21 protein-coding genes are annotated in these 25,747 nt (G+C 72.5%); 12 read left to right on the plus strand and 9 right to left on the minus strand.

Annotated elements, in window-relative coordinates; all coding sequences use genetic code 11:
- The first annotated feature begins 17 nt into the window (after positions 1-17).
- Positions 18-599: a dihydrofolate reductase family protein gene (locus FB388_RS36195; RefSeq protein WP_142107166.1), complete on the plus strand. Its 582-nt coding sequence runs from the start codon at positions 18-20 to the stop codon at positions 597-599.
- Between the two features lie 134 nt (positions 600-733).
- Entirely contained in the window at positions 734-1,351 is a 618-nt protein-coding gene (locus FB388_RS36200) for a GyrI-like domain-containing protein (RefSeq protein ID WP_142107167.1), read from the plus strand.
- 27 nt (positions 1,352-1,378) lie between these two features.
- Here the strand turns inward: FB388_RS36200 and FB388_RS36205 are convergent, their stop codons facing one another.
- Positions 1,379-1,861: a GNAT family N-acetyltransferase gene (locus tag FB388_RS36205; RefSeq protein WP_142107168.1), complete on the minus strand. Its 483-nt coding sequence runs from the start codon at positions 1,859-1,861 to the stop codon at positions 1,379-1,381.
- 38 nt (positions 1,862-1,899) lie between these two features.
- Between FB388_RS36205 and FB388_RS36210 the strand changes: the two genes are divergently transcribed.
- Positions 1,900-2,604 (plus strand): class I SAM-dependent methyltransferase, encoded by a 705-nt coding sequence (locus tag FB388_RS36210; RefSeq protein ID WP_142107169.1) that lies wholly within the window; start codon positions 1,900-1,902, stop codon positions 2,602-2,604.
- 45 nt (positions 2,605-2,649) lie between these two features.
- Here the strand turns inward: FB388_RS36210 and dinB are convergent, their stop codons facing one another.
- Positions 2,650-3,846, minus strand: coding sequence for a DNA polymerase IV (gene dinB, locus FB388_RS36215; RefSeq protein WP_142107170.1), 1,197 nt, complete (start codon positions 3,844-3,846; stop codon positions 2,650-2,652).
- Positions 3,847-3,906: 60 nt separating this feature from the next.
- Here dinB and FB388_RS36220 point away from each other — a divergent pair, with 60 nt between their 5' ends.
- Positions 3,907-5,118, plus strand: a complete 1,212-nt coding sequence (locus tag FB388_RS36220; protein ID WP_211362438.1) for an aminoglycoside phosphotransferase family protein — start codon at positions 3,907-3,909, stop codon at positions 5,116-5,118.
- Here FB388_RS36220 and FB388_RS36225 read toward each other — a convergent pair.
- Positions 5,103-5,468 carry a winged helix-turn-helix transcriptional regulator gene (locus FB388_RS36225; protein WP_246122722.1) on the minus strand — a complete coding sequence of 122 codons (366 nt, stop codon included), beginning with the start codon at positions 5,466-5,468 and terminating at the stop codon, positions 5,103-5,105. The genes FB388_RS36220 and FB388_RS36225 overlap by 16 nt on opposite strands.
- Before the next feature lie 78 nt (positions 5,469-5,546).
- Here FB388_RS36225 and FB388_RS36230 point away from each other — a divergent pair, with 78 nt between their 5' ends.
- Entirely contained in the window at positions 5,547-6,182 is a 636-nt protein-coding gene (locus FB388_RS36230; protein WP_142107172.1) for an NAD(P)-dependent oxidoreductase, read from the plus strand.
- Here the strand turns inward: FB388_RS36230 and FB388_RS36235 are convergent.
- On the minus strand, positions 6,101-8,500 hold the full coding sequence (locus FB388_RS36235; protein ID WP_142107173.1) for an excinuclease ABC subunit UvrA: 2,400 nt from the start codon (positions 8,498-8,500) through the stop codon (positions 6,101-6,103). The two genes, FB388_RS36230 and FB388_RS36235, sit on opposite strands and share 82 nt — an antisense overlap.
- Positions 8,501-8,563: 63 nt before the next feature.
- Between FB388_RS36235 and FB388_RS36240 the strand changes: the two genes are divergently transcribed.
- Entirely contained in the window at positions 8,564-9,517 is a 954-nt protein-coding gene (locus FB388_RS36240) for a helix-turn-helix transcriptional regulator (RefSeq protein WP_211362439.1), read from the plus strand.
- Between the two features lie 8 nt (positions 9,518-9,525).
- Here the strand turns inward: FB388_RS36240 and FB388_RS36245 are convergent, their stop codons facing one another.
- The 3 genes from FB388_RS36245 to FB388_RS36255 are packed head-to-tail and all read right to left on the minus strand — an operon-like array spanning position 9,526 to position 12,586.
- Positions 9,526-10,344 (minus strand): hypothetical protein, encoded by an 819-nt coding sequence (locus FB388_RS36245; RefSeq protein ID WP_142107174.1) that lies wholly within the window; start codon positions 10,342-10,344, stop codon positions 9,526-9,528.
- Between the two features lie 42 nt (positions 10,345-10,386).
- Positions 10,387-10,650 carry a hypothetical protein gene (locus tag FB388_RS36250; RefSeq protein WP_142107175.1) on the minus strand — a complete coding sequence of 88 codons (264 nt, stop codon included), beginning with the start codon at positions 10,648-10,650 and terminating at the stop codon, positions 10,387-10,389.
- 31 nt (positions 10,651-10,681) lie between these two features.
- A complete protein-coding gene (locus FB388_RS36255) occupies positions 10,682-12,586 on the minus strand; it encodes an Hsp70 family protein (RefSeq protein ID WP_142107176.1) in 1,905 nt (634 codons plus the stop codon).
- A gap of 269 nt (positions 12,587-12,855) precedes the next feature.
- Between FB388_RS36255 and FB388_RS36260 the strand changes: the two genes are divergently transcribed.
- The 5 genes from FB388_RS36260 (at position 12,856) to FB388_RS36280 (ending at position 19,011) form a co-directional block, all read left to right on the plus strand.
- A complete protein-coding gene (locus FB388_RS36260) occupies positions 12,856-13,701 on the plus strand; it encodes an IniB N-terminal domain-containing protein (protein WP_142107177.1) in 846 nt (281 codons plus the stop codon).
- Between the two features lie 186 nt (positions 13,702-13,887).
- A complete protein-coding gene (locus FB388_RS36265; RefSeq protein ID WP_142107178.1) occupies positions 13,888-14,475 on the plus strand; it encodes an IniB N-terminal domain-containing protein in 588 nt (195 codons plus the stop codon).
- A 180-nt stretch (positions 14,476-14,655) separates the two neighbouring features.
- Positions 14,656-15,525, plus strand: a complete 870-nt coding sequence (locus FB388_RS36270; RefSeq protein WP_142107179.1) for a hypothetical protein — start codon at positions 14,656-14,658, stop codon at positions 15,523-15,525.
- Positions 15,526-15,697: 172 nt separating this feature from the next.
- Positions 15,698-17,521: a dynamin family protein gene (locus tag FB388_RS36275; RefSeq protein WP_142107180.1), complete on the plus strand. Its 1,824-nt coding sequence runs from the start codon at positions 15,698-15,700 to the stop codon at positions 17,519-17,521.
- A complete protein-coding gene (locus FB388_RS36280; RefSeq protein WP_142107181.1) occupies positions 17,518-19,011 on the plus strand; it encodes a dynamin family protein in 1,494 nt (497 codons plus the stop codon). Before FB388_RS36275 ends, FB388_RS36280 begins: the two co-directional genes overlap by 4 nt.
- A 763-nt stretch (positions 19,012-19,774) precedes the next feature.
- Here the strand turns inward: FB388_RS36280 and FB388_RS36285 are convergent.
- Complete coding sequence (locus FB388_RS36285; protein WP_142107182.1) at positions 19,775-22,441, minus strand: LuxR C-terminal-related transcriptional regulator; 2,667 nt, start codon at positions 22,439-22,441, stop codon at positions 19,775-19,777.
- A 154-nt stretch (positions 22,442-22,595) separates the two neighbouring features.
- Positions 22,596-23,627, minus strand: a complete 1,032-nt coding sequence (locus FB388_RS36290; RefSeq protein ID WP_142107183.1) for a peptidoglycan recognition protein family protein — start codon at positions 23,625-23,627, stop codon at positions 22,596-22,598.
- 256 nt (positions 23,628-23,883) lie between these two features.
- Here FB388_RS36290 and FB388_RS36295 point away from each other — a divergent pair, with 256 nt between their 5' ends.
- On the plus strand, positions 23,884-25,728 hold the full coding sequence (locus tag FB388_RS36295; RefSeq protein WP_142107184.1) for an acyl-CoA dehydrogenase: 1,845 nt from the start codon (positions 23,884-23,886) through the stop codon (positions 25,726-25,728).
- The last annotated feature ends 19 nt before the right edge of the window (positions 25,729-25,747 follow it).

Consider the following 25,747-nt stretch of genomic DNA (forward strand, 5'->3'; position numbering starts at 1 on the left):
GCCGGACAGAATCGGGTATGAGCAAGGTGATCATGCAGACGATCGTGTCGGTCGACGGGTACATCGCGACGGAGGACGACCAGGTCGGACCGCTGTTCGACTGGTTCGAGACCGGTGACACGCCGCTGTACGAGATCGACAACAGCCCGCGCGTCACCCGCCAGTCCCACGACTACTACCGGCCGATGCTGGACGCGATCGGAGCGCTGATCGTCGGCCGGCACGTCTTCGACATGACCGAGGGCTGGGGAGGCAAGCCGCCCGCCGGGGACCACTGCGTGGTCGTCTCGCACCGGCCGGCGCCCGAAGGCTGGGACGATTCCGCGCCGTTCCACTTCGTCGACGATGTGACCGACGCCGTACACCTCGCCAAGGAGCTCGCCGGGGACCGGACCGTCTCGATCGCGGCGGGCGACGTCGGCGGGCAGATCTTCGAGGCCGGGCTCGTCGACGAGGTCGCACTCGACGTGGTGCCGGTGGTGTTCGGCACGGGCAAGCGCTTCTTCGGCCCGCTCTCGAAGCAGGTCTTGCTCGAGGACCCCGACGAGGTCGTCCAGGGCGACCGCGTCCTGCACCTGCGCTTCCGGGTCCGCAAATGAACCCATTCACGCTGGTCCGAGCTGAGCACAGGGGTCGATCTCCGCACGAGTGAAGGCCGGCTCGGACGGTACGGTGACCGCCGTTCGCTCCGAGCGATCACCGCATCGCGACTCTCGTCGGTCCAGGAGAACCCGTGCCAGGGAAGGTCGACTTCAGGCGGGAGCTGGAGTGCTACCGGGCGAAGCGCGGCTCACCGCAGGTCGTCGACGTGCCGGACCTGCAGTACCTCATGATCGATGGCCACGGCGATCCGAACACCCCCGTCTACGTGGACGCGGTCTCGGCGCTCTACCCCGTGGCCTACAGGCTCAAGTTCGCCAGCCGGAAGACCCTCGATCGCGACTACGTGGTGATGCCGCTGGAGGGCCTGTGGTGGGCCGACGACATGAGCACCTTCACCACGGCCCGGGACAAGGCGCAGTGGCACTGGACCATGATGATCATGATCCCGGACTGGATCACGGCCGAGGTGTTCGTCGATGCCGTCGAGCAGGTCGGCAGGAAGGATCCACCCGCCCGGCTCGGCGACCTCCGCTCGGAGGTCCTGTCGGAAGGACGCTGCGTCCAGGCCCTTCACGTCGGGGCCTACGACGACGAGGCCGAACTGCTCCGGCACATGCACGAGGAGTTCATCCCCGAGCGGGGGTTCGTGATGGTCGGGAAGCACCACGAGATCTACCTAAGCGATCCACGGAGAGCGGATCCCGCCAAGCTGAGAACGATCTTGCGGCAGCCCGTGGCCGACGCGTGACCGCATCCCCGCGACCGCATGGGCGGGCTACGTCAGCGCCTTGTGCATCTGCATCGTGGAGACGGCGTAACCGTGCTTCAGGTAGAGCGCTATAGCGGCCTCGTTGGTGCCGACGACGTTGAGGCCGAGGCGGGTCTTGCCCTCGCGCACGACCAGTGCCTCCACCTCGGCGAGGATGGCCGAGCCGTACCCGTTGCGGCGCGCACGCGGTTGGACCTCGATGTCGTAGAGCCATGCGGCGTCGGAGCCGTCGGCGCGATGCGGGTCCGGCCCGACCCATGCATTCCCGACGGGCCTGCCGGCTGCGTCCTCCGCCGTCACCAGGGTGTGCCGCGGAGTGGCCACCCCCTGCGGCAGGTACAGCGCGATCCCACCCGCCGCCGTGGCGCGCGCCTCCTCCTCGGGCATGGTCCCGAGCAGCTCCCGGACGACCCTCGCCTGCACCTCGTCGACCCACGAGCGGTACTCGTCGTCGGTCATCCTGCGCAGCGTCACGGGCGGTCGCTCCATACCCTCATCGTGTCCACCGGCTCCTCGGAGATCAACGCATGCCGACACCCCGTGACTACGACACCGATCCCGAGCGGTACCGGCTGGGCATGCGCCTGACGGCGGCGCGCTGCGCCACGGGCGTGAACCTGCAGGCCCGGATCGTCGAGCACCTCCTCGCGGCGGGCGTCACCACCGTGCTCGACGCGGGCTGTGGTGACGGGGCCCTCGCCGTGGCGGCAGCCGCCTGCCCGCTGCACGTGATCGGGCTCGACGCGGGCGTCCCGATGGTCACGGCCGCCCGCGCGCACGGGCCTGTCGTACGCGGCGACATCACCGCTCTCCCGGTGGCGGGCGGGAGCGTCGACGCGGTCGTCGCGGTCAACGTGCTGTACCACCTCGACGAGCCCGAGGTGGCGCTCCGCGAGGCGCGGCGCGTACTGGGACCGGACGGGCTCCTGGTCGCCGGGACGGTGGCCCGCTCGGACTCTCCCGAGCTGGCGCCGTTCTGGCGCCCGACGCCCGGGACCTTCGACGCCGAGGACGCGCCCGGCCTCGTGGCGAGCGTCTTCGGCGCCGTGGCCACCGAGGCGTGGGACGCCCCGCTCGTGACGCTCCCCGACCGCGACACCGTGCGGGACTACCTGCGCGCGCGGTTCGTGCCACCGGACGAGGCCGGCCGGCTCGCCGACGCGATCGCGGCGCGTGGCCCGCTCCCGCTGCCGGTGACGAAACGCGGCGCGCTCCTGCTGGCGCGGCGCTGACCAGGGACAACAGCGAGTACCAGATCTTCGAGCCGCGCGCCGTGGTCAGTCGGGCAGCAGCGGCACCGCGAAGCCCTGGTCGCGCCCCAGCAGCACGGCCCGGGTGACGGCCGAGCTGCCGAACCGGCGGTGCACCTCGTCGAGTGCCGTGTCGAGGGCGTCGGCGTCGCCTTCGTCGAAGGGCAGCTCGAGTTGCATCGTGGCGTCGTCGTCGAGGTTGCCGACGGCGATGCCGACGAGGGTGCAACCGCGCTCCCGGATGAGCGGCGACGCCCTGGCCACGAGCGCGCGCACGGCGACGAGCACCTCCTCGGTGCCGGACGTCGGCCGGGCGAGCGTGTGGGAGCGGGAGATCCGGGAGAAGTCGGCGAAGCGCAGCCGCAGCATCACGGTGCGGCCCACCCGGTGGGCCTTCCGCATGCGCCGGGTGACGCGGTCGACCAGCCCGACGACCACCGCGTCGATGCTCTCCGCCGTGTGCGGTCCCCGCCCGATGGCCCGTTGGGAGCCGATCGACCCGCGCCTGCGGCCGACCACGACCGGGCGGGGGTCGCGGTTGTGGGCGAGCGCGTGCAGGTGGCGGCCCAGCGCGCGACCGAGCGTGGACACCAGCACCGACTCGGGGAGGGCCGCCACCTCCCCCACGCTCGAGATGCCGTACTCGCGCAGCTTCGCCGCGGTGATCCGGCCGACGCCCCACAGCCGCTCCACCGCGAGGGGGTGGAGGAAGGCGAGCTCCCCGTCGGGCGGGACGACCAGCAGCCCGTCCGGCTTCGCCACCCCGCTCGCGACCTTGGCCAGGAACTTCGTGCGGGCGACGCCAACGGTGATGGGCAGACCGACGCGCTCGCGCACCTCCCTGCGCAGCCGCGCGGCGATGTCGACGGGCGGGCCTGCGATCCGGCGCAGGCCGCCGACGTCCAGGAACGCCTCGTCGATGGAGAGGCCTTCCACCAGCGGCGTGGTCTGCCGGAACACCTCGAACACCAGCTTGCTGGCCGCCGCGTACGCCGACATCCGCGGCGGCACCACGATCGCGTGCGGGCAGAGGGCGAGTGCCTGCCGGCCGCCCATCGCGGTGGCCACCCCGCACGCCTTCGCCTCGTAGCTCGCCGCGAGCACCACGCCCCCGCCGACGATCACCGGACGCCCACGTAGCCGCGGGTCGTCGCGCTGCTCTACGGAGGCGTAGAACGCGTCGAGGTCGGCGTGGAGGATGGAGGCCTCGCCAGGCACGAACATATGTTCGCATCGGGTACCGACAGTGGGAAACAGGTTGCCCCGGTCGGGAGGATCGGTCGAGTGGAACCAGCCGGCCGACGGGTGCGCGCGATCGTGGTGCACGGCGGATCGCTCCTCGGCGCGCTGCCCGCGTTCGACGTCGGTAGTCCCTGGTGGGCGGACGTCGAGCCGGTCGCGGCGGAGCTCGACCGGTGCCTCGGCGCTCGCACCGCCGTGCTGCGGATGGTGGCGACGACCGGCCGGTCGCCCCGGGGCGGCGAGGTCACCTACCTGGCGGAAGCGCTGACCCCGCCGACGACGAACCCGGGATGGGACGGATCGCCTGATCCCGGTGTCCTCGCGCCGCACGGGCGGCGGATGCGCTGGGCCGAGCCCGGCGGGCCGGCTCGGGTGCTGGACTGGGCGGCGGGCGAGCTGCATGCGCTGGGTCGCCCACCAACCGGACCACCGGTGCAGGTGAAGTCCTGGAACCTCTCCTGCCTCTACCGGCTGCCCACCGCCGCCGGACCGGCCTGGATCAAGTGCACCCCGCCGTTCCTCGCGCCGGAGGCGCTGGCGATCGGCCGGGTGGCCGCGTACGACCCCGGGCTCGTCCCCGAGGTGCTCGCCACCACCGCCGACGGCGGGTGCACGCTGCTGGCCGACGTTCCCGGTACCGACTGCTGGCAGCCCGACCCGGCCACGGTCCGCGAGGTGCTGCGGCGGTACGTCGCCGTGCAGGTCGCGCTCGCGGGGCGCGAGCTGCCCGGGTTGCCCGACCACCGCGTGACCACGCTGGCGAGCCGGGTCGACCGGCTGCTCGCTCCGGACGTGGCCGCCGTGCTCGGTGCGGAGGAGCGGCACGCGCTCGACCGCCTCGTCGACGACCTCCCCCGCCGCGCCGCGGCGATCGCGGCCACGGGCCTGCCCGAGACCCTCGTGCACGGCGACTTCCACCCGGGCAACTGGCGATCCGACGGGCACACCCGAGTCGTCGTCGACTGGTGCGAGACGAGCTACTGCCATCCCGCACGCAACCTGCTGCGACTCGCCGAGTGGCTACCGGCTCCGCTCGCCGCGTCGGCGACGGAGAGCTGGGTGGCCGAGTGGCGGGCAGGCGTGCCCGGTTCCGACCCGGCGCGGGCCGTGGAGCTGGTGCGGCCCGTCCAGCACCTCGAGGCCGCGCTGGTCTACCAGGGCTTCCTCGACGGCATCGAGCCCGACGAGCGGCCCTATCACGACAGCGACCCGGTGGACGAGATCCGGCTGGCGCTGGCTCAGCGCTCCGCGTAGGCGTCCCGGGCCTTGCGCAGCTCCGCCCCGTGCGCAGCGTTCCAGGCGCAGGACGCGGCCAACGGCGCGAACAGGGAGTGGCCGAGGTCGGTCAGGGAGTACTCGACCCGCTGCGGAATGCCCGGATAGGCGGTGCGCGTGACGAGCCCGTCGCGCTCCATGGCGCGCAGCGACTCGGTGAGGACCTTCGGCGTGACCGGCGCGAGCGGGACCTGCAGCTCGGAGAACCGGCGCGGACCGTCGCGCAGGCAGACGAGGATCTTCGCCGTCCACTTGTCCCCCACGCGGACCGGGAGCGGGGTGTGGTCGGCGCAGCCGGCGAACATGTCGGGGTCGAGCGGTTCGGGCACGGGGCCGAGCGTACGTCGGCGCTGGTCGCGGCCACTACCGTTGCGGGAACCGGGCACCGGGCTCATAGCGTGCGCGCCATGGGAAAGATCGTGGTCTTCGGAGCTGGTGGTCGGGCCGGGCGGAAGGTGGTCGCGGAAGCCGCGGCGCGCGGACACACCGTCACGGCCGTGATGCGCACGCCGGACACCCGGCTCGCGGACCGGCACGTGACGGTGGTCGCCGGGGACGTCACCGACGCGGCGAGCGTGGCCGCGGCGGCCACCGGGCACGACGCGGCGATCACCACCGCGGCCCGCCTCGACGTGCCGGCCGTCGACTTCTACACCGCCGCCACCCGGGCTCTCGTGACCGGGCTGACCGGTGCGGGCGTCTCGCGGCTCGTCCTCGCGGGGATCGGTCCGGCCCTCGAGGCCGCGCCGGGCCGGCGCATGCTCGACGACCCGGCCTTCCCTCCCGACCACCGCGCGTTCGCGCTCGGGCACGTCGCCCAGCTCGACGTGCTCGCGGACGCCCCGCTCGACTGGGTCGTGCTCGCCCCGCCGCCGGTGTTCCTGGACGAGGCCGCCGAGCGCACCGGGCGCTACCGGACGGGCGGCACGGCGCTGCTGGAGCCGGCGCCCGACTCGTTCTCCTACGCCGACCTCGCGGTGGCCCTCGTCGACGAGGCGGACTCACCCCGACACCACGGGGCACTGGTCGCGGTCGGTCCCTGACCGTCCCCTGCAGGTTCAGGAAAGCCACGTTGCTGTCCTCCAGGTTCAGGAACGTGGCTTTCCTGACCTTCCGAGGCGAGCCGGCGACGCAGGTGCCGCCCCGTGATCGAGCCGCGCTCGGCGGCGAGCTCCTCCGGGGTACCGGTGAACACGACCCGCCCGCCGTCGCGCCCCGCGCCTGGCCCGAGCTCGATCACGTGGTCGGCCTGGGCGATCACGTCGAGGTCGTGCTCCACCACGACGACCGTGGCGCCGCGCTCGACCAGTCCGTGCAGGACCTGGAGCAGCTGCGCGACGTCGCTCGGGTGCAGCCCCGCTGTCGGCTCGTCGAGCACCACGACGCCGCCCTCCACGCGGGGCTCGGCGGCGAGCTTCAGCCGCTGCCGCTCGCCGCCGGAGAGGGTGGTGAGCGGCTGGCCGAGGGTCAGGTAGCCCAGCCCGACGTCCGCCGCGCGGTAGAGGGCCGATCGTCCGGCGGGCAGTACCGCGCGCGCCTCGTCGACGGTGAGCGCGAGCACCTCGGCGATCGTCCGGCCGTCCAGCCGGTGGCTCAGGGCCTCGTCGGAGAAGCGGGAGCCGCCGCACGCCTCGCACACCGTGGTCACGGGGTCGAGGAACGCCAGGTCGGTCTCGATCACGCCGCGACCGCGGCAGGACGGGCAGGCCCCGGCGGAGTTGGGGCTGAACAGGGCCGCCGGCACGTCGTTCGCCGCCGCGAACGCCGCCCGCAGCAGATCGAGGACACCCAGGTAGGAAGCGGGGTTGGAGCGGCGGGAGCCGCGCGGCGGCGACTGGTCGACGACCACCACCTCCGGGTGCGCGCGCGGCAGCACCTCGGTGACCAGCGTGCTCTTGCCCGATCCCGCGACGCCGCTCACCGCGGTGAGCACCCCGCGCGGCACCGACACGTCCACGCCACGCAGGTTGTGCAGCGACGCGCCCGTGATCCGCAGCTCCCCGGTCGGGCGGCGGGGCGGGCGGTCCGGCACCGGCCCGCTCCGAAGCGCGCGCCCCGTGGCGGTGTCCGACCGCAGCAGCCCGGCCACGTCGCCCGCGTACAGGACCCGCCCGCCCGCCGGGCCGGCTCCGGGGCCCATCTCGACCACGTGGTCGGCAGCGGCGATGACGTCCCGGTCGTGCTCCACCACGAGCACGGTGTTGCCCTTGTCCCGCAGGCGCCGCAGCAGCCCGATCAGCCGGTCCACGTCGTGCGGGTGCAGGCCGGCGCTCGGCTCGTCGAGGATGTAGGTGAGGTCGGTGAGGCTGCTGCCGAGCTGGCGGACCAGCGTGATGCGCTGCGCCTCGCCACCGGAGAGCGTCGGCGTCTCGCGGTCGAGGCTGAGGTAGCCGAGCCCGACGTCGACGAGCGCGTCGAGCCGGTGCACGACGGCCCGCACGATCGGCGCGGCCACCGGGTGCTCGATCGTGCGCAGGAACGCGGCGAGGTCGCCGAGCTCGAGCCGGGAGCAGTCGGTGATGGTGTGGCCGTCGATCGTGGCGGCGCGGGCGGCGGCGTTCAGCCGAGCGCCGTCGCACTCCGGGCACGGGCGGCGTGTGACCAGCCGCTCGACCTCCTCGCGCACCCGCTGCGGCACCTTCGAGTGCCCGCCCGCGAGGTAGTCGCGCCGGAACCGCGGGACGACGCCCAGGTAAGTGCCGGTGCGCGGGAACTCGCGGTCCGGGTTCGGCGGGGTCATCTCCTCGGCGTGCAACAGCAGGTCCCACTCGTCGGGGCGGTACTCCCGCAGCGGCTTCGCGCGGTCGAAGAGCCCGGAGTGCACGTACCTCTTCCAGCGGTAGGTGCCGGGCTGGTAGGCGGACATGCGGATGGCGCCGTCGTCGAGCGAGCGGTCCCGGTCGACCAGGCGCTCGAGGTCGATGTCGGCCACGTATCCCAGCCCCTCGCAACGCGGGCACATCCCGCTCGGGTCGTTGAACGAGAAGGCCGGCGAGTAGCCGACGTGCGGCGTCGCGACGCGCGAGTACAGCAGCCGCAGCAGCGGGGCGATGTCGGTGGCGGTGCCGACCGTCGAGCGCGCGTTCCCCCCGATGCGGCGCTGGTCGACCACGACGGCGGCCGACAGGTTCTCCAACCCGTCGACGTCCGGCTGGCTCTGGTGGGTGAGCCGGTTGCGCGCGAACGCCGGCAGCATCTCCCCGAGCTGGCGCCGCGACTCGGCGGCGATCGTGTCGAACACGAGCGACGACTTCCCCGACCCGGACACACCCGTGACGACCGTGAGCCGTCCCTTCGGGATCTCGACGGTGACGTCGCGCAGGTTGTTCTCCCGTGCTCCAACCACGCGTATGGCATCCATGCCCGCCACGCTACGAACAATCGCGGTCAAATCCTGGCCACATCTCGTGCCACCATGGATCCCGTGGCCGATCCGAGCAGGCGGATGCTGGCGCTGCTGTCCACGCTGCAGGACGGCCGCAGCTGGAGCGGGGCGGATCTCGCGTCCCGGCTCGGCACCAGCCCGCGCACGTTGCGCCGCGACGTCGACCGGCTGCGCGAGCTGGGCTACCCCGTGCAGGCCCGCCCCGGCCCGGGCGGTCACTACCAGCTGGTGGCCGGCACGGCGATGCCGCCGCTCCTGCTCGACGACGACGAAGCCGTCGCGATCGCCGTCGGGCTGCGGCTCGCGGCGGGCAGCCGCGCCCAGATCGACGACGAGGCCGGCGCCGCTTCCCGCGCGTTGCGCAAGCTGGAACAGGTGCTCCCGGCCCGGCTGCGGCGCAAGGTCACGGCCCTGCACCGGGCCACCGAGACCGCTCCCGCCGCGGGCGTGGCCGTGAGCACGCGGTTGCTGAGCCTCGTCGGCACGGCTGCTGAGCAGCACGAACGGCTCGTGTTCGACTACCGGTCCCGGGACGGGGAGCAGACCGGACGGCGCGTGGAGCCCTACCGGCAGGTGCTGGCCGGGCGGCGCTGGTACCTGCTGGGCTGGGACCTCGACCGGGGTGACTGGCGGACGTTCCGCCTCGACCGCGTGACGGGCGCCCGCACGACCGGTGAGCGGTTCGCGCCGCGCGAGCTGCCGGCCGAGTCGGCCGCCGCCTACCTCGACGCGGCGCTGACGGCCCCGCGCCACCGTGCTGTGCTGACCTTCCTCGCCCCGTACCAGCTGGTGCTCGACCGGCTCGGGCACCAGGACGGCACCCTCGAGCCCATCGACGACGGCCGCTGCCGCTACACGACCTGGGTCGACTCGTTCGAGTGGCTGGCGGTGACCACCGCGATCCTCGGCGTCGAGTTCCGCGTGGAGGAACCCGCGGGGTTCGCAGAGTACTGCACGCAGCTACGGGACCGGCTGGCACGAGCCGTCCCGTAGCTCGGGTGTCATCTGGTGCGGCGCGGCCGCAACGGTGGGGCCTTCGCGATCACCACCGTGCCGGCGAGGGCAGCGGCGAGCCCGAGCGCGAGCACCCAGCCCCAGCCCGGGCGGACGGGGTCACCGAGCAACCAGATCCCGACCATCCCCGGCAGGAGGACCTCGGTGACGGTGAAGACCGCCGTGACGGCGCCGACATCGCCGCGCGAGAGCGCCGCCGTGTAGCCGACCATGCCGACCAGCCAGAACCCGACCACGAGGTAGGTGGAGGGCTGACCGAGCAGCAGCCCGACGTCGAGCCCTTCACCTGTCTGGACGTGCGCGGCGCGCACCGACACGGCGCCTCCGCCGAAACCGAGGCCCGACACCACCGCGAGCGGCCAGGCGTGCTTGCCCTGCCGCAGGATGAGCACGGCGACCGCCAGGAGGAGGAGCGAGGCCAGTAGCACCACGTCGACGCCCGGGCGGTGCACCGGAGGTTGCTCGCTGCCCGCGCTCGCCGCGACGAGCACGAGCCCGGCTAGACAACCGGTGACGGCGAGCCGCGTGCTCATCGGCAACCGGGCTCCGATCAACCGGGCGCTCACCAGCGCCGTGAGGGCGATCGTGCCCCCGATCACCGCCTGCACGGCGAACACCGGCAGCACCCGCAGTGCCATCACGGCGCATCCCCATGCCACCAGGTCCAGCAGCATTCCCGCGAGATAGCGCGGCTGGATGGCCGCCGGCCTGGCACGGGTGGCCCGCCGGGCACCCGCGGCCTGCAGCAGGGCGCCGCAGCTGTTGAGGATCATCGCTACTGCGGCGAACAGGATCCCCACCAGCACGGGGTTCAGCATGCCTCACGGGGCCGCGAGCGGCCGTGCGGGTCAGGGCTTCCGGCGCTGCTTCGAGACCTCGAAGAAACCGCTCATCAGCCCACCCGGCACCGCGGCGTCCGGGTCCCAGCGGGATGCGCGGTGCTCCTGCAGCCTCCGCCGGGGCGCCTCGGAGGCGCGGACGACCAGGAGCGCGACGAGCGTGAGGACGATCACGGGCACGCCGATCACCAGGACCGGCCAACCGAAGTACCCGTACGCCACGAGCCCGGCCGCCAGCTCCATGGCGACGACCATCGCTCCCATCCGCAGCACGGCGGTGTTCCCTTCTCGGTTTTCGATGCGTTCAGAGGCCGGGCGCCGCTGAGGGGACCTCGGGGTCGACCTCGCCGAGGTCGGTTTCGGGGCCGGCCGCGTTGCTGTCACCGTCGCCACCGCCCGACTCGCTGCCGGCGTCGGTGTCGCTGCTCGAGTCGCTGTCGGCGTCGCTGCCGGAGTCGGGCTTCTTGGTCGGGTCGCTCTGCTTGGTGGGCTCGCTGGCCTTCGTCGTGGTCTTGGTCGGGGCCGGTGGCTCCTCGTCGGCCGAGGTGGGCGGTGCAACCGTGGCCTCGCCGGCAGGCGGCGCGGCCGGGCCAGCACCGCCCCCACCGCCGGATCCGCGGCTGCCACCACCGCTACCGCCGGACCCGGACGACGTGGGGGTCGTGAGGGAGCTCTCGTTGCCGGCGCTGTCGGTCGGGGTGGAGGTGGGCCACAGGACGAACGCCAGCACCACGGCGCCGACGGCCAGCAGCGCGCCCAGCCCGATGGCCAGCGTGTTGGGCCGGCGGCGCTCGGGCCGGTCCGGCTCGTCGTCGTAGTCGTCGTAGTCCCACTCCGGCTCCGGCTGCTGGTGGGCGGCCGGCCGGGCCTGCCTCGTGGGCGGCTCGGTGAGCATCGCCGCGGCCGGTTCGGGAGCGGGACGCGCCGGAGGCCCGTACCGGCCCGGTCGGTTGTCGTGGGGCGGGGCGCCCTGTCCGCCGCGTGGGCCGTCGTTGTACGGGCCCTCGTTGTACGGGCCGCCGTACGGCGTCCCCGGCATCCCGGGGGGCGGGGGAGCCATGCGCGGCGGGCGAGCCGGTGGCGGCCCCTGCTGCATCTGCTGCATCCCCGGGCCCCCGACGGGCGCGGCCACGGCGGGCTGGGGTGCCAGCGAGAGCGCGGCACCCTTCGCGATGGCGTTCTTCGGGTCGGCGTCCACCGCGACCGGCCGGCCGAGCTGCTCGGAGACCAGCTGTGCGACGAGCGGGATCCGCGACGTGCCGCCGACGAGCAGCACCGCGGTGAGCTGGTCCGGCGCGAACCCGGCCGAGATCACGGCGGAGCGCAGGGCCGCGACGGTGTCCTCCACCTGCGGCCGGATCATCGCCTCGAACTCGCTGCGGTGCAGCCGAACCGAGCCGCGCGACCCCGGGAGCAGCACCGGGATCGACACCTCGGTGTCGCTGCTCAGGGCCTCCTTGGCCTCGGTGCACTCGCGCCGGATCCGCGCAACGGCCGACAGCACGGCCGGATCGCTCTCGTCGAGCTCGGCGAAGGCGTCCGGCATGCCCTCGAGCACGTGCTCGAACACCGCCTGGTCGAAGTCGATGCCGCCGAGCCGCTCGAGGCCTTCCGGCCGGCCGACCAGCCGGAAGTCGACGTCGCCCTTGCGCACGACCGCGGCGTCGAACGTACCGCCGCCGAAGTCGTACACCGCGATCGTGGAGCCGGCGCTGACGCGCTCGTTCGTCGCGTAGCTCATCGCGGCGGCCTGCGGCTCCGCCAGGAACGTGACGCTGAGGCCCTGGTTCGCGAGCGCGGCGCCCAACAGCTCCTTCTTGTGCTGTCCCCACGCGGCGGGGTGGGTGACGGCGATCCGCTCGGCCGGGCCGCCCTCGCGCTCGGCCACCCGGTCGACCACCCACCGGACGAGCCACGCGGACAGGTCCTGCGGGGCCCACGGCCTGCCCGCGACCATCACGGGGGTCGGGTCGCCGATGCGGCGCTTGAACTCGCGGACCACGCAGTCCGGGTCGGTCAGCGCGCGGCGCTCGGCGGCCTCGCCGACGACGATGGAACCGTCCTGTCCGACGAAGACGACCGATGGCACGGTCGCGCCGCGACTACCGAGGGTGACGACCTCCGGTTCGCCCCAGCGGTTGCCCGAGGAGCGGCACACCGCGGCGCAGGTGAACGTCGTCCCCAGGTCGATCCCGAGCTGGTACGCCATGCCTTCCCCTCACCCCGACAACCGGCCTGAAGGCCGGTGACACCATCGCATCGCAGGCTGGTGGCCTGTCGTTAGCCCCCTCCAAGGGGGCCCTATTGGACCAAGACCGACCCCCGTGTCCCCCTATCGGGGGTCCCCCTAATCCCCCGAACGGCCGCTTCCCGCAACTGTGGGGGATCCCCGATGGCCGAGCAACTCCTGCGTCCTACGTTGTGTTCAACGCGGCCCACCCAACCGCAGACACGCAACCCGAAGGGGATACAGAACACATGACTCTGCTCGAGTTCCTCCGCTCCCTGATCTTCGACGACGAGGCCCGGCAGGAGTTCGCCGACGACCCGGAGGGCGCCCTCGACGACGCCGGCCTCGGCCACCTGAGCGCAGAGGACGTCCGGGACGCGCTCGACATCATCCAGGACGACGGCCAGGACGCGGACTTCAGCCGCGACTACAACACCGGCGGCAACGAGATCCACATCGCCGCCCCGTCGCCCGTGCACGACGACGACTCGGCTGCCGACTACATCAACAGGTACATCACCAACAACTACATCACCAACGAGGGTGACACGATCACCGACAACTCGACCAACATCCAGGCCGACACCGGCGGCGGCGACTTCAACGCCGACATCGACGTCGACTCGGTCGTCGCGTCGGGTGACGGAGCGGTGGCGGCTGGTGACGACATCGAGGACTCGACGATCACCAGCGGCGACGACAACACCATCGGTGACAACAACATCGAGGGCAACGGCAACACCTCGATCTCCGGCGACGGCAACGAGGCCGTGATCGGCAACGGCAACACCGCGAGCTTCGGCGACGGTGACGCCTCCTCGACCGACATCGACGGCGACGTCAACGTCGACGACGGCAGCTCGTTCGCGATCGGTGGCAGCTCCTCGGTCGACAACTCGAACTACGAGGACAACGACACCGAGATCGACGCGAGCGACAACTCGGTGAACGACTCCTTCAACAACACGGCCGACATCGAGGACAACGACTCGTACAGCCACTACGAGGACAACTCGGACCACAGCCGCTCCGAGGACAACGACTCGGAGAGCACCGACAGCCACGACCACTCGGACGTCTCGATCCAGGCCTGATCGGACCCGACCAACCGCGACCCCGTCGCCGGCGATGCCGGTGGCGGGGTCGCGGCGTTGCGGGACCGCCCCGGAGGACGGATCCCCTAACGCCGGATCGGGGGACGGTGCCCCATCCCCGATGGCCGCCGGCCGTCGCGGACCTACCGTTCTGTCCGATCCCATCGAGCACGGAGAGACCAGTCGATGGCCGAGACGCTGTCCCTGATGGAGTTCCTGCAGGCGCTCCTCGCCGACGACGGGCTGCGCGGCGCCTTCGGGGACGACCCGCAGGGCACGCTCACCGCCCACGGTCTCGCCGATCTCACCCCCGCCGACGTGCACGACGCGCTCGTGCTCGTGCAGGACACCCAGACCGTCGACTACTACTCCCTCGACGCAGCTACCGCCCCGCCGCCCCCACCGCCCACGGGCGACGGCCACGAGGCCGCGGTGGAGTACCTGGCCCGCTACCTCGCAGGTCCGCACCAGGTCGATCCCGCCGAGGGGTGGGCCGAGCCCGATGTCAGCTCCGACCACGTCCTGCTCGGCGGTTTCGGCGCCGGTGACGACACGGGTTACGGCGCCGGGTCGGACCTCGCTGCCGACGACGGCGCGTGGACGGCTCTCCCACCGGGGCCGGCGCCCGGTCACGCACTCGACGACCGGAGCATCCTCGACCTCGCGGACTTCGGTCACCTCGAAGACTTCGGCGAGTTCACCGCGTTCACCGACCTCCCGGACGACGTCCCGGACGGTCACGACGCCGGGCCGCCGCTGCCCGAAGGGGCTTGATCCCCTCGGGGGCGCCCCCATCCCCGAACCCCCTACGAGGAGGCGGTCCGATCCCCGTACGGGTACCGATCCCGGACTCTGGACGATCCCCGATGGCCCGGATGGCCGATCGCCATAGCGTTCGGTCCAACGCCGGAACTCCCCTGACCCGGCATCTCCCACCGATGGAGTTGAGCCACGATGTCGACGCCGAGCCTTATCGAACTGCTCCTCAACCTGCTCCGCGACCCCAGCGCGTACCGCGAGGACCCGGAGGGCTTCCTCGCCTCCTGCGGCGACGTGTCGCCGGAGGACATCCGCGAGGCCCTGATCCTGCTGCAGGACCGCCAGGACGCCGACTTCGGCCGCGACTACAACACCGGCGGCAACCACGTCGTCCACGTGCCCCCGCCGCCGCCCGTTCCCGCCTCGCACCCCGGTGAGAGCGACCACGAGGCCGCGGTCCGCTACCTGGACACCTACGTCACCAACAACCACATCACCAACGAAGGCGACACGATCACCGACAACTCGACCAACATCCAGGCCGACACCGGAGGCGGCGACTTCGACCTGGACGTCGACGTCGACTCCGTGGTCGCCTCCGGCGACGGTTCGGTCGCGGCCGGCGACGACATCGAGGACTCGACGATCACCAGCGGCGACGACAACACCGTCGGTGACGGCAACATCGACGGAGACGACAACACCAGGATCGACGGCGACGACAACTCGGTCGTGGTCGGGGACGACAACACGGCGGGCTTCGGCGACGGCGACGTGTCCTCCACCGACATCGACGGCGGGGTCAACGTCGACGACGGCAGCTCGCTCGCGATCGACGGCAGCTCTTCGGTCGACAACTCGAACTACGAGGACAACGACACCTCCGTCGACGCGAGCAACCACTCGACGAACGACTCGGGCAACACCACCACCGACATCGTCGACAACGACTCGTACAGCGCGTACTCGGACAGCTCCGACAGCAGCACCTCCGTGGACAACGACACGACCACCACGGACAGCCACGACAGCACCCAGGAGTCGTACAGCGCCGAGGTCGTCTGATCACTGGCGGCGGCCTGCCGTGGTCGGCGCTGTAGCCTGCCGGGTGACGCGCCGCCGGCCCCGCCACCCAACGGGAGTACCCGAGGTGGCGGGGCCGGTGTCGTAGCGGCTGATCCGGTGAGCGAGTATCGGTCGACGGCGAGCAGGTACGACGAAGAGGGAAGGACCCGGCGTGGCGGTTCCCGCAGCGGTCGACTTGGTCGACCTCGCGCTGAAAGCAACCACCGCCTACGAGCGTCCCGACCTCGGTGGGCGACTGCTCCAGACCCGCAAGCGGCTGGTCGACCCCGATGTTCGGGTGCTCATCGTCGGCGAGTTCAAGCAGGGCAAGAGCCAGCTGGTCAACGCGCTGGTCAACGCCCCCGTCTGCCCGGTGGACGACGACGTCGCCACCGCGGTGCCCACCGTGGTGAAGTACGCCGAGACCACCGCCGCCGCGCTCGTGCGCGAGGGCGAGTCCGAAGACTCCACGCAGCGCACGGAGGTGCCGGCCACCCAGCTGGTGCAGCACGTCTCGGAGGCCGGCAACCCCGGCAACAAGGCGTTGATCAGCTACGCCGAGGTGGGCCTGCCGCGCAAGCTGCTCTCCGGCGGGCTGGTGCTCGTCGACACCCCGGGCGTCGGCGGGCTCGGCTCGGCCCACGGCGCGGCCACCATGTCCGCGCTGCCCGGCGCCGACGCGGTGCTGCTGGTCTCCGATGCCGCCCAGGAGTACACGGCTCCCGAGCTGGAGTTCCTCGACGCGGCGATGAAGCTGTGCCCCAACGTCGCCTGCGTGCTCACCAAGACCGACCTCTACCCGCACTGGCGGCGCATCGAGGAGCTCGACCGCGGCCACCTGCGCCGGGCCGGGGTCGACGCCGAGATCTTCCCGGTGTCCTCGGTGCTGCGGCTGCACGCGGCGAAGGAGCAGGACCTCGAGCTGATGGACGAGTCCGGCTTCAAGCCGCTCGTCGACTACCTGCTGCACAAGGTCGTGGCCCAGTCCGACGACCTCGACCGCCGCTCCACCAGCCACGACGTGCTCTCGGTCTCCGAGCAGCTCTCGGCGGGCATGAGGGCCGAGCTCTCCATCCTCGAGGACCCGGACAAGGTCAACGCACTCGTCGAGGACCTCACCAAGGCCAAGGCACGCGCCGACGAGCTCAAGCAGCGCTCGTCGCGCTGGCAGATCACCCTGAACGACGGCGTCGCCGACCTGCAGTCCGACATCGGCTACGACCTGCGCGACCGGTTGCGCACCATCGGGCGCGAGGCCGAGCAGCTCATCGACGACTCCGACCCGGCCGAGGTGTGGGACCAGTTCTCCGACTGGTTCCACCAGCAGATCTCCTCGGCGGCGTCGGCCAACTTCGTATGGGCGGCCGAACGCGCGCGCTGGCTCGCCGCCCAGGTCGCCGAGCACTTCGCCGAAGGCGCCGACATCGCCATGCCCGAGCTGCGGTTCGACGACGAGGGCATCGCCGGCAAGGTCGACCCCCTCCTACAGCCGGAGGTGGAGAACCTCACCCGCGGCGGCCAGCTCCTCACCGGCATGAAGGGTGGCTACGGCGGCATGCTGATGTTCGGCATGCTCGGCACGCTCGCCGGTCTGCCGATCTTCGCGGGGGCCCCGGCCGGCGTGCTGCTGGGCATCAAGGCGGTGCGCGACGAGAAGAAGCGCCTGCTGCAGAAGCGCCGCGGGGACGCCAAGAACGGGGTGCGCAAGCACATCGACGAGGTCACGTTCCAGGTCGGCAAGGACTCCACCGACATGCTGCGCCGCACCCAGCGCCAGCTGCGCGACCACTTCAGCGCGCTCGCCGAGGAGATGAGCACCTCGATCGCCGCGTCCGTCCAGGCCGCGCACAACGCCTTGAAGACCAACACGGCCGGCCGGGAGAAGCGGATCAAGGACCTCAAGGCCGAGCTGGCCCGCATCGACGGGATGGCGCAGCGCGCGAAGGCCCTCGTGAGCGAGCAACGATCGGCCGCGATCTCCGGAGGTGCCGCATGAGCGCGCCCGCGCCCCCGCTCGGCGCCGCGGTGCGGATCCTGCTGCGCCAGACCATCGAGGCCTACAAGGACAGCCCGCAGGCCCACGGCTGGCTGACCCACAACCTGCAGCGGTTCGACGAGCCGCTGCGCGTCGCCATAGCCGGCAAGGTGAAGGCGGGCAAGTCCACGCTGCTGAACGCGCTGGTCGGGGAGCAGATCGCCCCCACGGACGCCGGCGAGTGCACCCGGGTCGTCACCTGGTACGTCGACGCCCAGTTCCCCCGCGTCACGATGTACCCGCGCGGCGCGGAGCCCCAGCAGCTCACGATCAACCGCTCCACCGGCGGGCTCTCGTTCGACCTGCACGGCTATCCGGTGGAGAAGGTCGACAAGCTCGAGGTGGAGTGGCCGTCGCAGAGCCTGCGCACGCAGACGCTGATCGACACCCCCGGTATCGCGTCGCTGTCGGCCGACACGTCGGCCCGAGCGGGCGCGTTCCTCGCGCCGGAGGACGCCCCAACCCAGGCCGACGCCGTCATCTACCTGATGCGGCACCTGCACAACACCGACGTGCGGTTCCTAGAGTCGTTCTTCGACCAGGGCGTCGCCAGGGCCACCCCGATCAACACCATCGGCGTGCTCTCGCGCGCCGACGAGATCGGCGCAGGCCGGCTCAACGCGCTGACGTCCGCACGCAAGATCGCCCGGCGCTACCGCGCCGACGACAAGATCCGCGGCCTGTGCCAGACCGTGGTGGCCGTGGCGGGGCTGCTGGCCCAGACCGGCCGCACCATGCGCCAGGGCGAGTTCACGGCGCTCACCGCGCTCGCCGCGATGCCCCGCTCCGACATCGAGGCGATGCTGCTGTCGGCCGACCGCTTCTCCCGCACCGAGCTCGACTCCCGGGACGCCCCCGACTCGCAGACCCGTGCCCAGCTGATGGAGCGGTTCGGCATGTTCGGAGTGCGGCTGGCCACCACCCTGATCCGCCAGGGCATGACCGACCCCACCGCCATCTCGGCCGAGCTCGTCAAACGCAGCGGCCTCGACGAGCTGCGCAGCGTGCTCTCCACGCAGTTCAGCGAGCGGCGTGACCTGCTCAAGGCCCGGTCGGCGCTGCTGGCCGTCGACCTGGTGCTCACCCGCGAACCCCGCCCGGACACGGCGCCGCTCGCGGCCGAGGTGGAGCGCATCCTCGCCGGGGCGCACGAGTTCGCCGAGCTGCGGTTGCTCGCCGCGCTCCGCGCCGGAGCCATCAAGCTGCCCAAGGAGGTGCTGCAGGAAGCCGAGCAGCTGCTGGGCGGCGACGGCGGATCGGCGGCGGCCCGGCTGGGGCTGGAACCGGACGCGGGCCCGCAGGAGGTGTGGGACGCCGCCCTCGACGCGGCCAACCGCTGGCGGCGCCGGGGCGAGAGCCCCCTGTCGAGCCGCGCGGTTGCCGACGTCGCCCGCGAGGTGGTCCGCAGCTGCGAAGGCATCCTCGCGAGCATGCGGCAGAACTACAACTAGTGCTGCAGGCGGCCTCCGTGTTGTTCGTTCCGCAGTGAAGGACGCCTGTGTGCCCCCGACAACGCCGGGTCATGGCGTCAAGGTCTCGAAGCCTGCCTTTCCAGGGCCTCCTGGCGGCGCCGCGCATTGTGCGGGGCCGCCCCTCAGGGCAAGCAGTGCGGGCAGGCCCAAGGGCCTGCCCCTTGGGCGCGCGGCGCCGCCAGGAGGCCGGTGTCGGGCATCTTCCTGCGCTCGCACACCGACTTCTGCGCTGACACACCGATTGCAGTCGGTGTGTGAGCACCGAAGTCGGTGTGTGACCGACTTCCTCGGCCGTTTTGCCCGTTTCTGTGGGAGGGAAGCCTCGATTATCGTGGTGAGACCGGCTTCGGTGGCGTCGCGCGCCGAAGGGGCTGGCCGGTGGCCTGCCCGCGAAGCGGGCCCGGAAGGGGCCGTAGAGGCTCGCGGGTCAAGGGTCGCGTAGCGATCGCGGCAGCGACGCGCAGCGCCCTTGAGGCGTGAGGGGCGGCCCCGCACGATGCGCGGCGCCACCGAAGGCCCAGCGAGGGGTGGCCCTGGACTGTGGCGTCGCCACATCGCCCGCGTGGTCCACGCCGCCCCACCCAGACCCGAAAAGACCTTGGACCAGCCACTGGAGCTCCATAGGAGCATCGGAACGCAGCGAGCACGGCCGCGCCGCCTGTTGGAGGCCCACGCGGAGGCTTGACGATCCAGCAGGACAACGGGCGCGGGCGGGCGGCCTGCTCGGCTTCGCCCCGGCTCCTCAGGCCTCGGTACCCGGCCCGACGATCTGGCGCAGGTGGGCGAACAGCTCGCCCCGGCTGCCCGAGCCGAGTCGCTGGCGCATCCGCGCGACGTGGTGCTCGACGGTCTTGGCCGAGATGAACAGCCGTTCGCCGATCTGCCGGTAGGTCAGGCCCTCCAGCACCAGGCCTGCGACCTCCCGTTCGCGGTCGCTCAGCGGGCCGTCGACTCCGTCCGAGGTGGCGTCCGGCAGGAGCTGTTCGGCCTCCGCGGCGGTGGCGGGGATGGTCCGGGCGTCGCCGTCGGTGTCGGCCTCCACGGCGACGGCGCGGGCCGCCGGGCCCGTACTCTGCAGCGCGCGGGCGCACCCGAGCAACGCTGTCATCGCCTTGCGGTCGTGGGTGCGGATCGCCGCCTGGCCCGCGAGCTTGCCGCCCTCCCAGGCCATTCCGACGGCGTGCAGGCCACGGGCGGCGGCCTCTACGCCCGCTGGGTCGACCTCGCCGTCGAGGAGCCGTACCCAGTGCTGGGCGGCGGCGGCCATCGCGGCTGCGTACCGGCTGCCGTCGGCGGCTGCCTCCAGCGCCGCGGCGTGCCGCTTCGCCGCCTCGCGGCTCTCGGACAGGATCGCGGCCTGCAGGCCCGCCCAGTGCAGCGGCGCCGCCCACAGCGCGGGGTCGCCGAGCCGGGAGAGCAGGTCGGTGGCCTCGTCGAGGTGGGGGCGCACCCAGCTCGACTCCCTCAGCCGGGTGGCGGCCACCCACAGCTCACCGAGCTGCTGCAGCACGAACAGGTCCACCGGGTGGCGCACGATCGCCTCCCGCGCCCGGCCCCAGGCCGTCATGAGCACGGCGAGGTCGCCGGCCCGCCGGGCGAGCGCGACGTCGAGGGCGGCCGCCAGCAGCTCGTCCCGCGGTTCGAGGACGGCACCGGGCGGTGAGGCGAGGGCGAGCGCCGAGCGCGCGGCGCCCGTGGCCCCGCGGAACAGCGCGATCCAACCGAGGAGGAGGCGGTGGCGGGTGACCGACCCGCGGCCGCCCAGCCCGACCCGCAGGGCGCGTTCCAGCACCGACTGCGCCACGTCGAGCTCACCGCAGTGCACGGCGACCAGCGCCGCCAGCGCGGCCGGGGTGTCGGGGAGCAGTGCCGCCCGCTGCGAGGCCTCCAGCAGCGACGCCGCGCGCGTCAGCTGCGACAGCGCCGCGGTCGGCGATCCGGCCACCGAGTCGTAGACGCCCTGGGCCATCAGCTCCTCGGCGCCGGCCAGCAAGGTCGGGGGGCGCACCGGGCCGCCGTTCACGGCAGCGGACGCGTGCAGCATCTTGCCGGCCTCGTCGAGCGCCCCCGTGCCGATGAGCGCCGGCACCGCGCGTACGGCGGTGGTGCCCGAGGGCTCCAGCACCGTGCTCATCCACCGGTACAGCTCCGCGCTGCGGGCGAGCATCCCGCGGTGGGCGAGCACGGCGGCGGCCACCGTGCCGGCCCGGACCGCGTCCGCGGATGGCAGCTGATCGGGATCGGACAGCACCTGGTCGGCCTGGGTGAGGGCGAGGTCGAGGTCTCCGGTGAGCACTGCGGCCTCGGCCCGGCCGGCCGCGAGACCGAGCGCGGAGCCGCCTGCCTGCACGGCCGCGTCGAACAACTCACCCGCGGCCGGCGAGCCGACGCGCAGCGCCTCCTCGGCCGCCGTGGTGAACACGGCCGCAACGCGTGACCCGCTCGCACCCGTGCCGAGCAGGCCGCGGGCCGCCTCGAGCACGTTGCCGCCGCGGTCGAGCTCGATCTCGGCGAGGGTGCGTCGCAGCTCCACGCGGGAGGCCTGCGGGGTGCGCGCGAGCACCGTGGCCGAGACGAGCGGCACGGCCTTGCCGTCGCCGGTGAGCATCCCCGCCGCCCGCGCGGCCTCCAGCAGCTCGTCGAGCTCGGGCGCGACGTCGTCGGGGGAGAGGCCCAGCAGCGGAACGAGCACCTCGGACTCCAGGGGGGCACCGAGCGCGCGCGCCAGCAACAGGCCACCCACCCCGTCGCCGAGCCCCTGCACGAGGTATCCGAGCTGCACCAGCAGGCCCGCCGGCGGCTCGAGGGGCAGCGGCACACCTCGAGCGCGGTCGGGCCCGGCCCGCTCCACGAGCGCGGCGAGCAGCCGGTCGACCAGCCTCGGCAGGCCCGCGGTCTGCTCGAACACGTGGTCCACCAGCTCCGCCGACGGAAGGTCGCCGCCCAGCAGCAGTGCGGCACGCGCCGCGACGCCGGTGCGGTCGAGCGCCTCCAGCACGACGGGCGGACGGGTGGCCGCGAGCGCGCTGCCGAGCGCCGCGGTGCCGGGCGGGCGCGGCCACGGCCGGTGCGCCACCACCAGGTGCCCACCGGGTGCAGCGGCGAGCGCCGCGAGCCGCTCCAGCTCGTCGGCCGGGAGCAGGTGGGCGTCGTCCAGCAGGAGCGCGTCGTCGGCGCCCAGCTCCACGACGCCGGCGAAGTCCCGGTGGACCCTGAGGCCCGCGGCGGCGAACGCCGCGGCGAGCGCGTCGAGCAACACGGTCTTGCCGTGCCCGCCCGGACCGATCACGTCCACCCGGCGCGTCGACGCGGAGCGCGCAGCCGCCTCGTGCACGAGTCGACGCGCCACGGGCGAGCCCGTGAGCAGCCTCTCCGGAGCCCGCGGCGCCGGCTGGGTACGCGTCGACACTGATCGGAGGTTACTCAGCGACCTGCAACCATCGATCTCCGCCGGTTGCGGCGTGTGCCCAGCGGTCCTCCCCGATCAGGTGAGTGGCACGATCACCAGCACGCAAGACTCCGTCCGGGCGATCGCGCTGGTGGCGCCGGTGCGGCGAGCGGGGTCACGGGCGGCGGTCGGCGCTCAACAGGCGCTTCCACTCGTCCATTCCGGGTAGCGCGGATGCGCGTACGGCGCCGCCGGGCGTGACGGCCCGCACGGCGAGCGCGACCTCGTCCTGGTCGGCACCCCGCGCGGTCACGAGCAACGGCCACGTCTCCCCGCCGATCAGCCCGTTGACCTCCTCGGTGCGGTTGGCCTGCTGGTACTTCCGGACGGCCGCGGCCGTTCGTTCGCCGAAGTGGCCGTCCGGCTGCACGTCGACGAGGCCGGCGGCGCGCAGGAGGTGCTGGGCCGCCTCCACTGCCGGACCGGTGCTGTCGGGACGCAGCAGCGGCCACGACGCCCGCCGGGCGGCCCGCTCGGACAGTTGCTCCCCGAGCAGGTTCGCCACCTCGGTGCGCAGCTGCGGCAACATCGCGTAGAACGCGTCACCGGGGCAGAGCGTGTCCTTGAAGTCGCGGTGCCCGGCGATCTCGGTCGGCGGGATCCCGTACTGGTTGCAGATGTAGGCGCACATGTCCCGCAGCCGGGCCCACAGCTTGTCGGGCGGCGTGACGGTCGAGTACGTGCCCTCGTTCTCGATCCCGACGGACTCGACGTTCTGCCCGGTGCAGTGCGCCCCCTCGACGTGCTGGCGGCCTCCGCGCAGCACCTCGAGGCTGCGGTGGCGACCCTCCAGGACGTATCCGCCGCGGCTGATCGTGAAGTTCTGCCCGGTGTCGATCCAGGCGCGCCGGTCCATGTGGAAGTCCTGGATCTTGCGGGCGACGGCCTCGGCGCCGGCACGGCTGTAGTCCTCGACGTTGGCGGTGGCGGTGTGGTGCGCGATGATCCGCACCGGCCGCTGGTCCCATACCGGGACGACGTCCGACGCCGGGCGTGCGCCCCACGCGTCGCAACCGATGATCGGCGGGACCTTGAACCCCGGTTGCGCCGCCCACGCGGCGGCCGGCCGGACCAGGCCGGCGATCGTCCCGGTGAGGACGAGCCCGCCGAGGAGGACGCTGCGGCGGGACGCAGCCGGAAACCACACCTCGCCCTCCCATCGACGGTCGCCGCGTTGATCGCGTTTTGTTGATCGCCGAACGATGAGCGATGCAAACGCCGGACACAACGCTGCTGCTCGAAGGTGTGATCGCCCGGTCGGGCCGTGTCGAACTGCCTCCGCTTCCGCTCCGGCGGCTCGCGGGCCCTTCAGGCCACTCGTGCCTTGCCGAGGTTACCGATGAGTAATACCCTTGAGGTTACCGACGAGTAGGCCGTCCCACCCTGCTGAGGAGCGATGCACGATGGGCCACTTCAGGAGCAACCTGCGGGACCTCGAGTTCAATCTGTTCGAGGTCTTCCGGGTGCAGGACCGGCTCGGCACCGCACCCTTCGACAGCGTCGACACCGACACGGTGCGCGGCGTGCTGACCGAGCTGAACGCCGTGGCAACCGGTCCGCTCGCGGAGTCGTTCGTCGACGCCGACCGCAACCCGCCGGTCTTCGACCCGGCCACCCACTCCGTCACGCTGCCCCAGTCGCTGAAGGACAGCTACCGCGCGCTGTGGGATGGCGAGTGGTGGCGGATCAGCCTGCCGGCCGACCTCGGCGGCTACGGCATCCCGGCCACCGTGCAGTGGGCCGCGTCCGAGCTGATCCTCGGGTCGAACCCCGCCGCCTTCATGTACATGGCGGGCCCCAACTTCGCCGCCGTGGTGCACCGCAACGGCACCGAGCAGCAGAAGCGCTGGGCCGAGCTGATGATCGACCGCGGGTGGGGCGCCACGATGGTGCTCACCGAGCCCGACGCCGGATCCGACGTCGGGGCCGGCCGGACCAAGGCGGTGCAGCAGCCGGACGGCACCTGGCACCTCGACGGCGTCAAGCGCTTCATCACCTCCGGTGAGCACGACCTCACCGAGAACATCATGCACCTCGTGCTGGCCCGTCCCGAGGGTCCCGGCATCACGCCGAGGCCGGGCACCAAGGGCCTCTCGCTCTTCCTCGTGCCGAAGTTCCACTTCGACCCGGAGACCGGGGAGCCGGGCGAGCGCAACGGTGCCTTCGTCACGGGCGTCGAGCACAAGATGGGCCTCAAGGCCTCCACGACCTGCGAGCTGACGTTCGGCCAGCACGGTGTCCCGGCCGTCGGTTGGCTCCTCGGCGAGGTGCACGACGGCATCGCGCAGATGTTCCAGGTGATCGAGTACGCCCGGATGATGGTGGGCACGAAGGCGATCGGCACGCTCTCGGCGGGCTACCTCGCCGCGCTCGACTACGCGAAGGAGCGCGTGCAGGGCGCCGACCTCACGCGCCAGCTCGACAAGACCGCCCCGCGCGTGACCATCACGCACCACCCCGACGTGCGCCGCATGCTCATGCTGCAGAAGTCGTACGCGGAGGGCCTGCGGGCGCTCTACACCTACACCGCCACCTTCCAGGACGAGGTCAAGGTGGGCGAGTTCAGCGGCGCCGACACCACGCTCGCCGAGCGCGTCAACGACCTCCTGCTGCCGATCGTCAAGGGCGTGGGCTCCGAGCGCGCCAGCGAGCAGCTGCTGCTCTCGCTGCAGACCCTCGGCGGCTCCGGTTACCTGCAGGACTACCCCATCGAGCAGTACATCCGCGACGCGAAGATCGACTCGCTCTACGAGGGCACCACCGCGATCCAGTCGCTGGACTTCCTGTTCCGCAAGATCGTGCGCGACAACGGCCAGGCGATCGGGTACGTGGCCGGCGAGATCAAGGCGTTCCTCGACGCGGAGTCGGGCAACGGGCGGCTCAAGGAGGAGCGGGCGCTGCTCGCCACGGCGCTCGCCGACGTCCAGGGCATGCTGGGCACCCTCACCGGCTTCCTGATGGGTTCGGCCGAGGACCCGACGAGCCTCTACAAGGTCGGGCAGAACACCGTCCGGCTGCTGATGGCGGTCGGCGACCTGCTGATCGGCTGGCTCCTGCTTCGCCAGGCCGACGTGGCGCTCGTCGCGCTCGGTGGCGAGCCGTCCGCCCGCGACGTGGCCTTCTACGAGGGCAAGGTGGGCGCGGCCCGCTTCTTCGCGAGGACGGTGCTGCCGCAGCTGACCGCCCAGCGCGCGGTGCTGGAGGCCACGGACAACAGCCTGATGGAGCTGCCGGAAGCCGCGTTCTGATCCCGGCAACGCCGAACGG

It is taken from the genome of Pseudonocardia cypriaca (assembly GCF_006717045.1).
Taxonomy (GTDB): domain Bacteria; phylum Actinomycetota; class Actinomycetes; order Mycobacteriales; family Pseudonocardiaceae; genus Pseudonocardia; species Pseudonocardia cypriaca.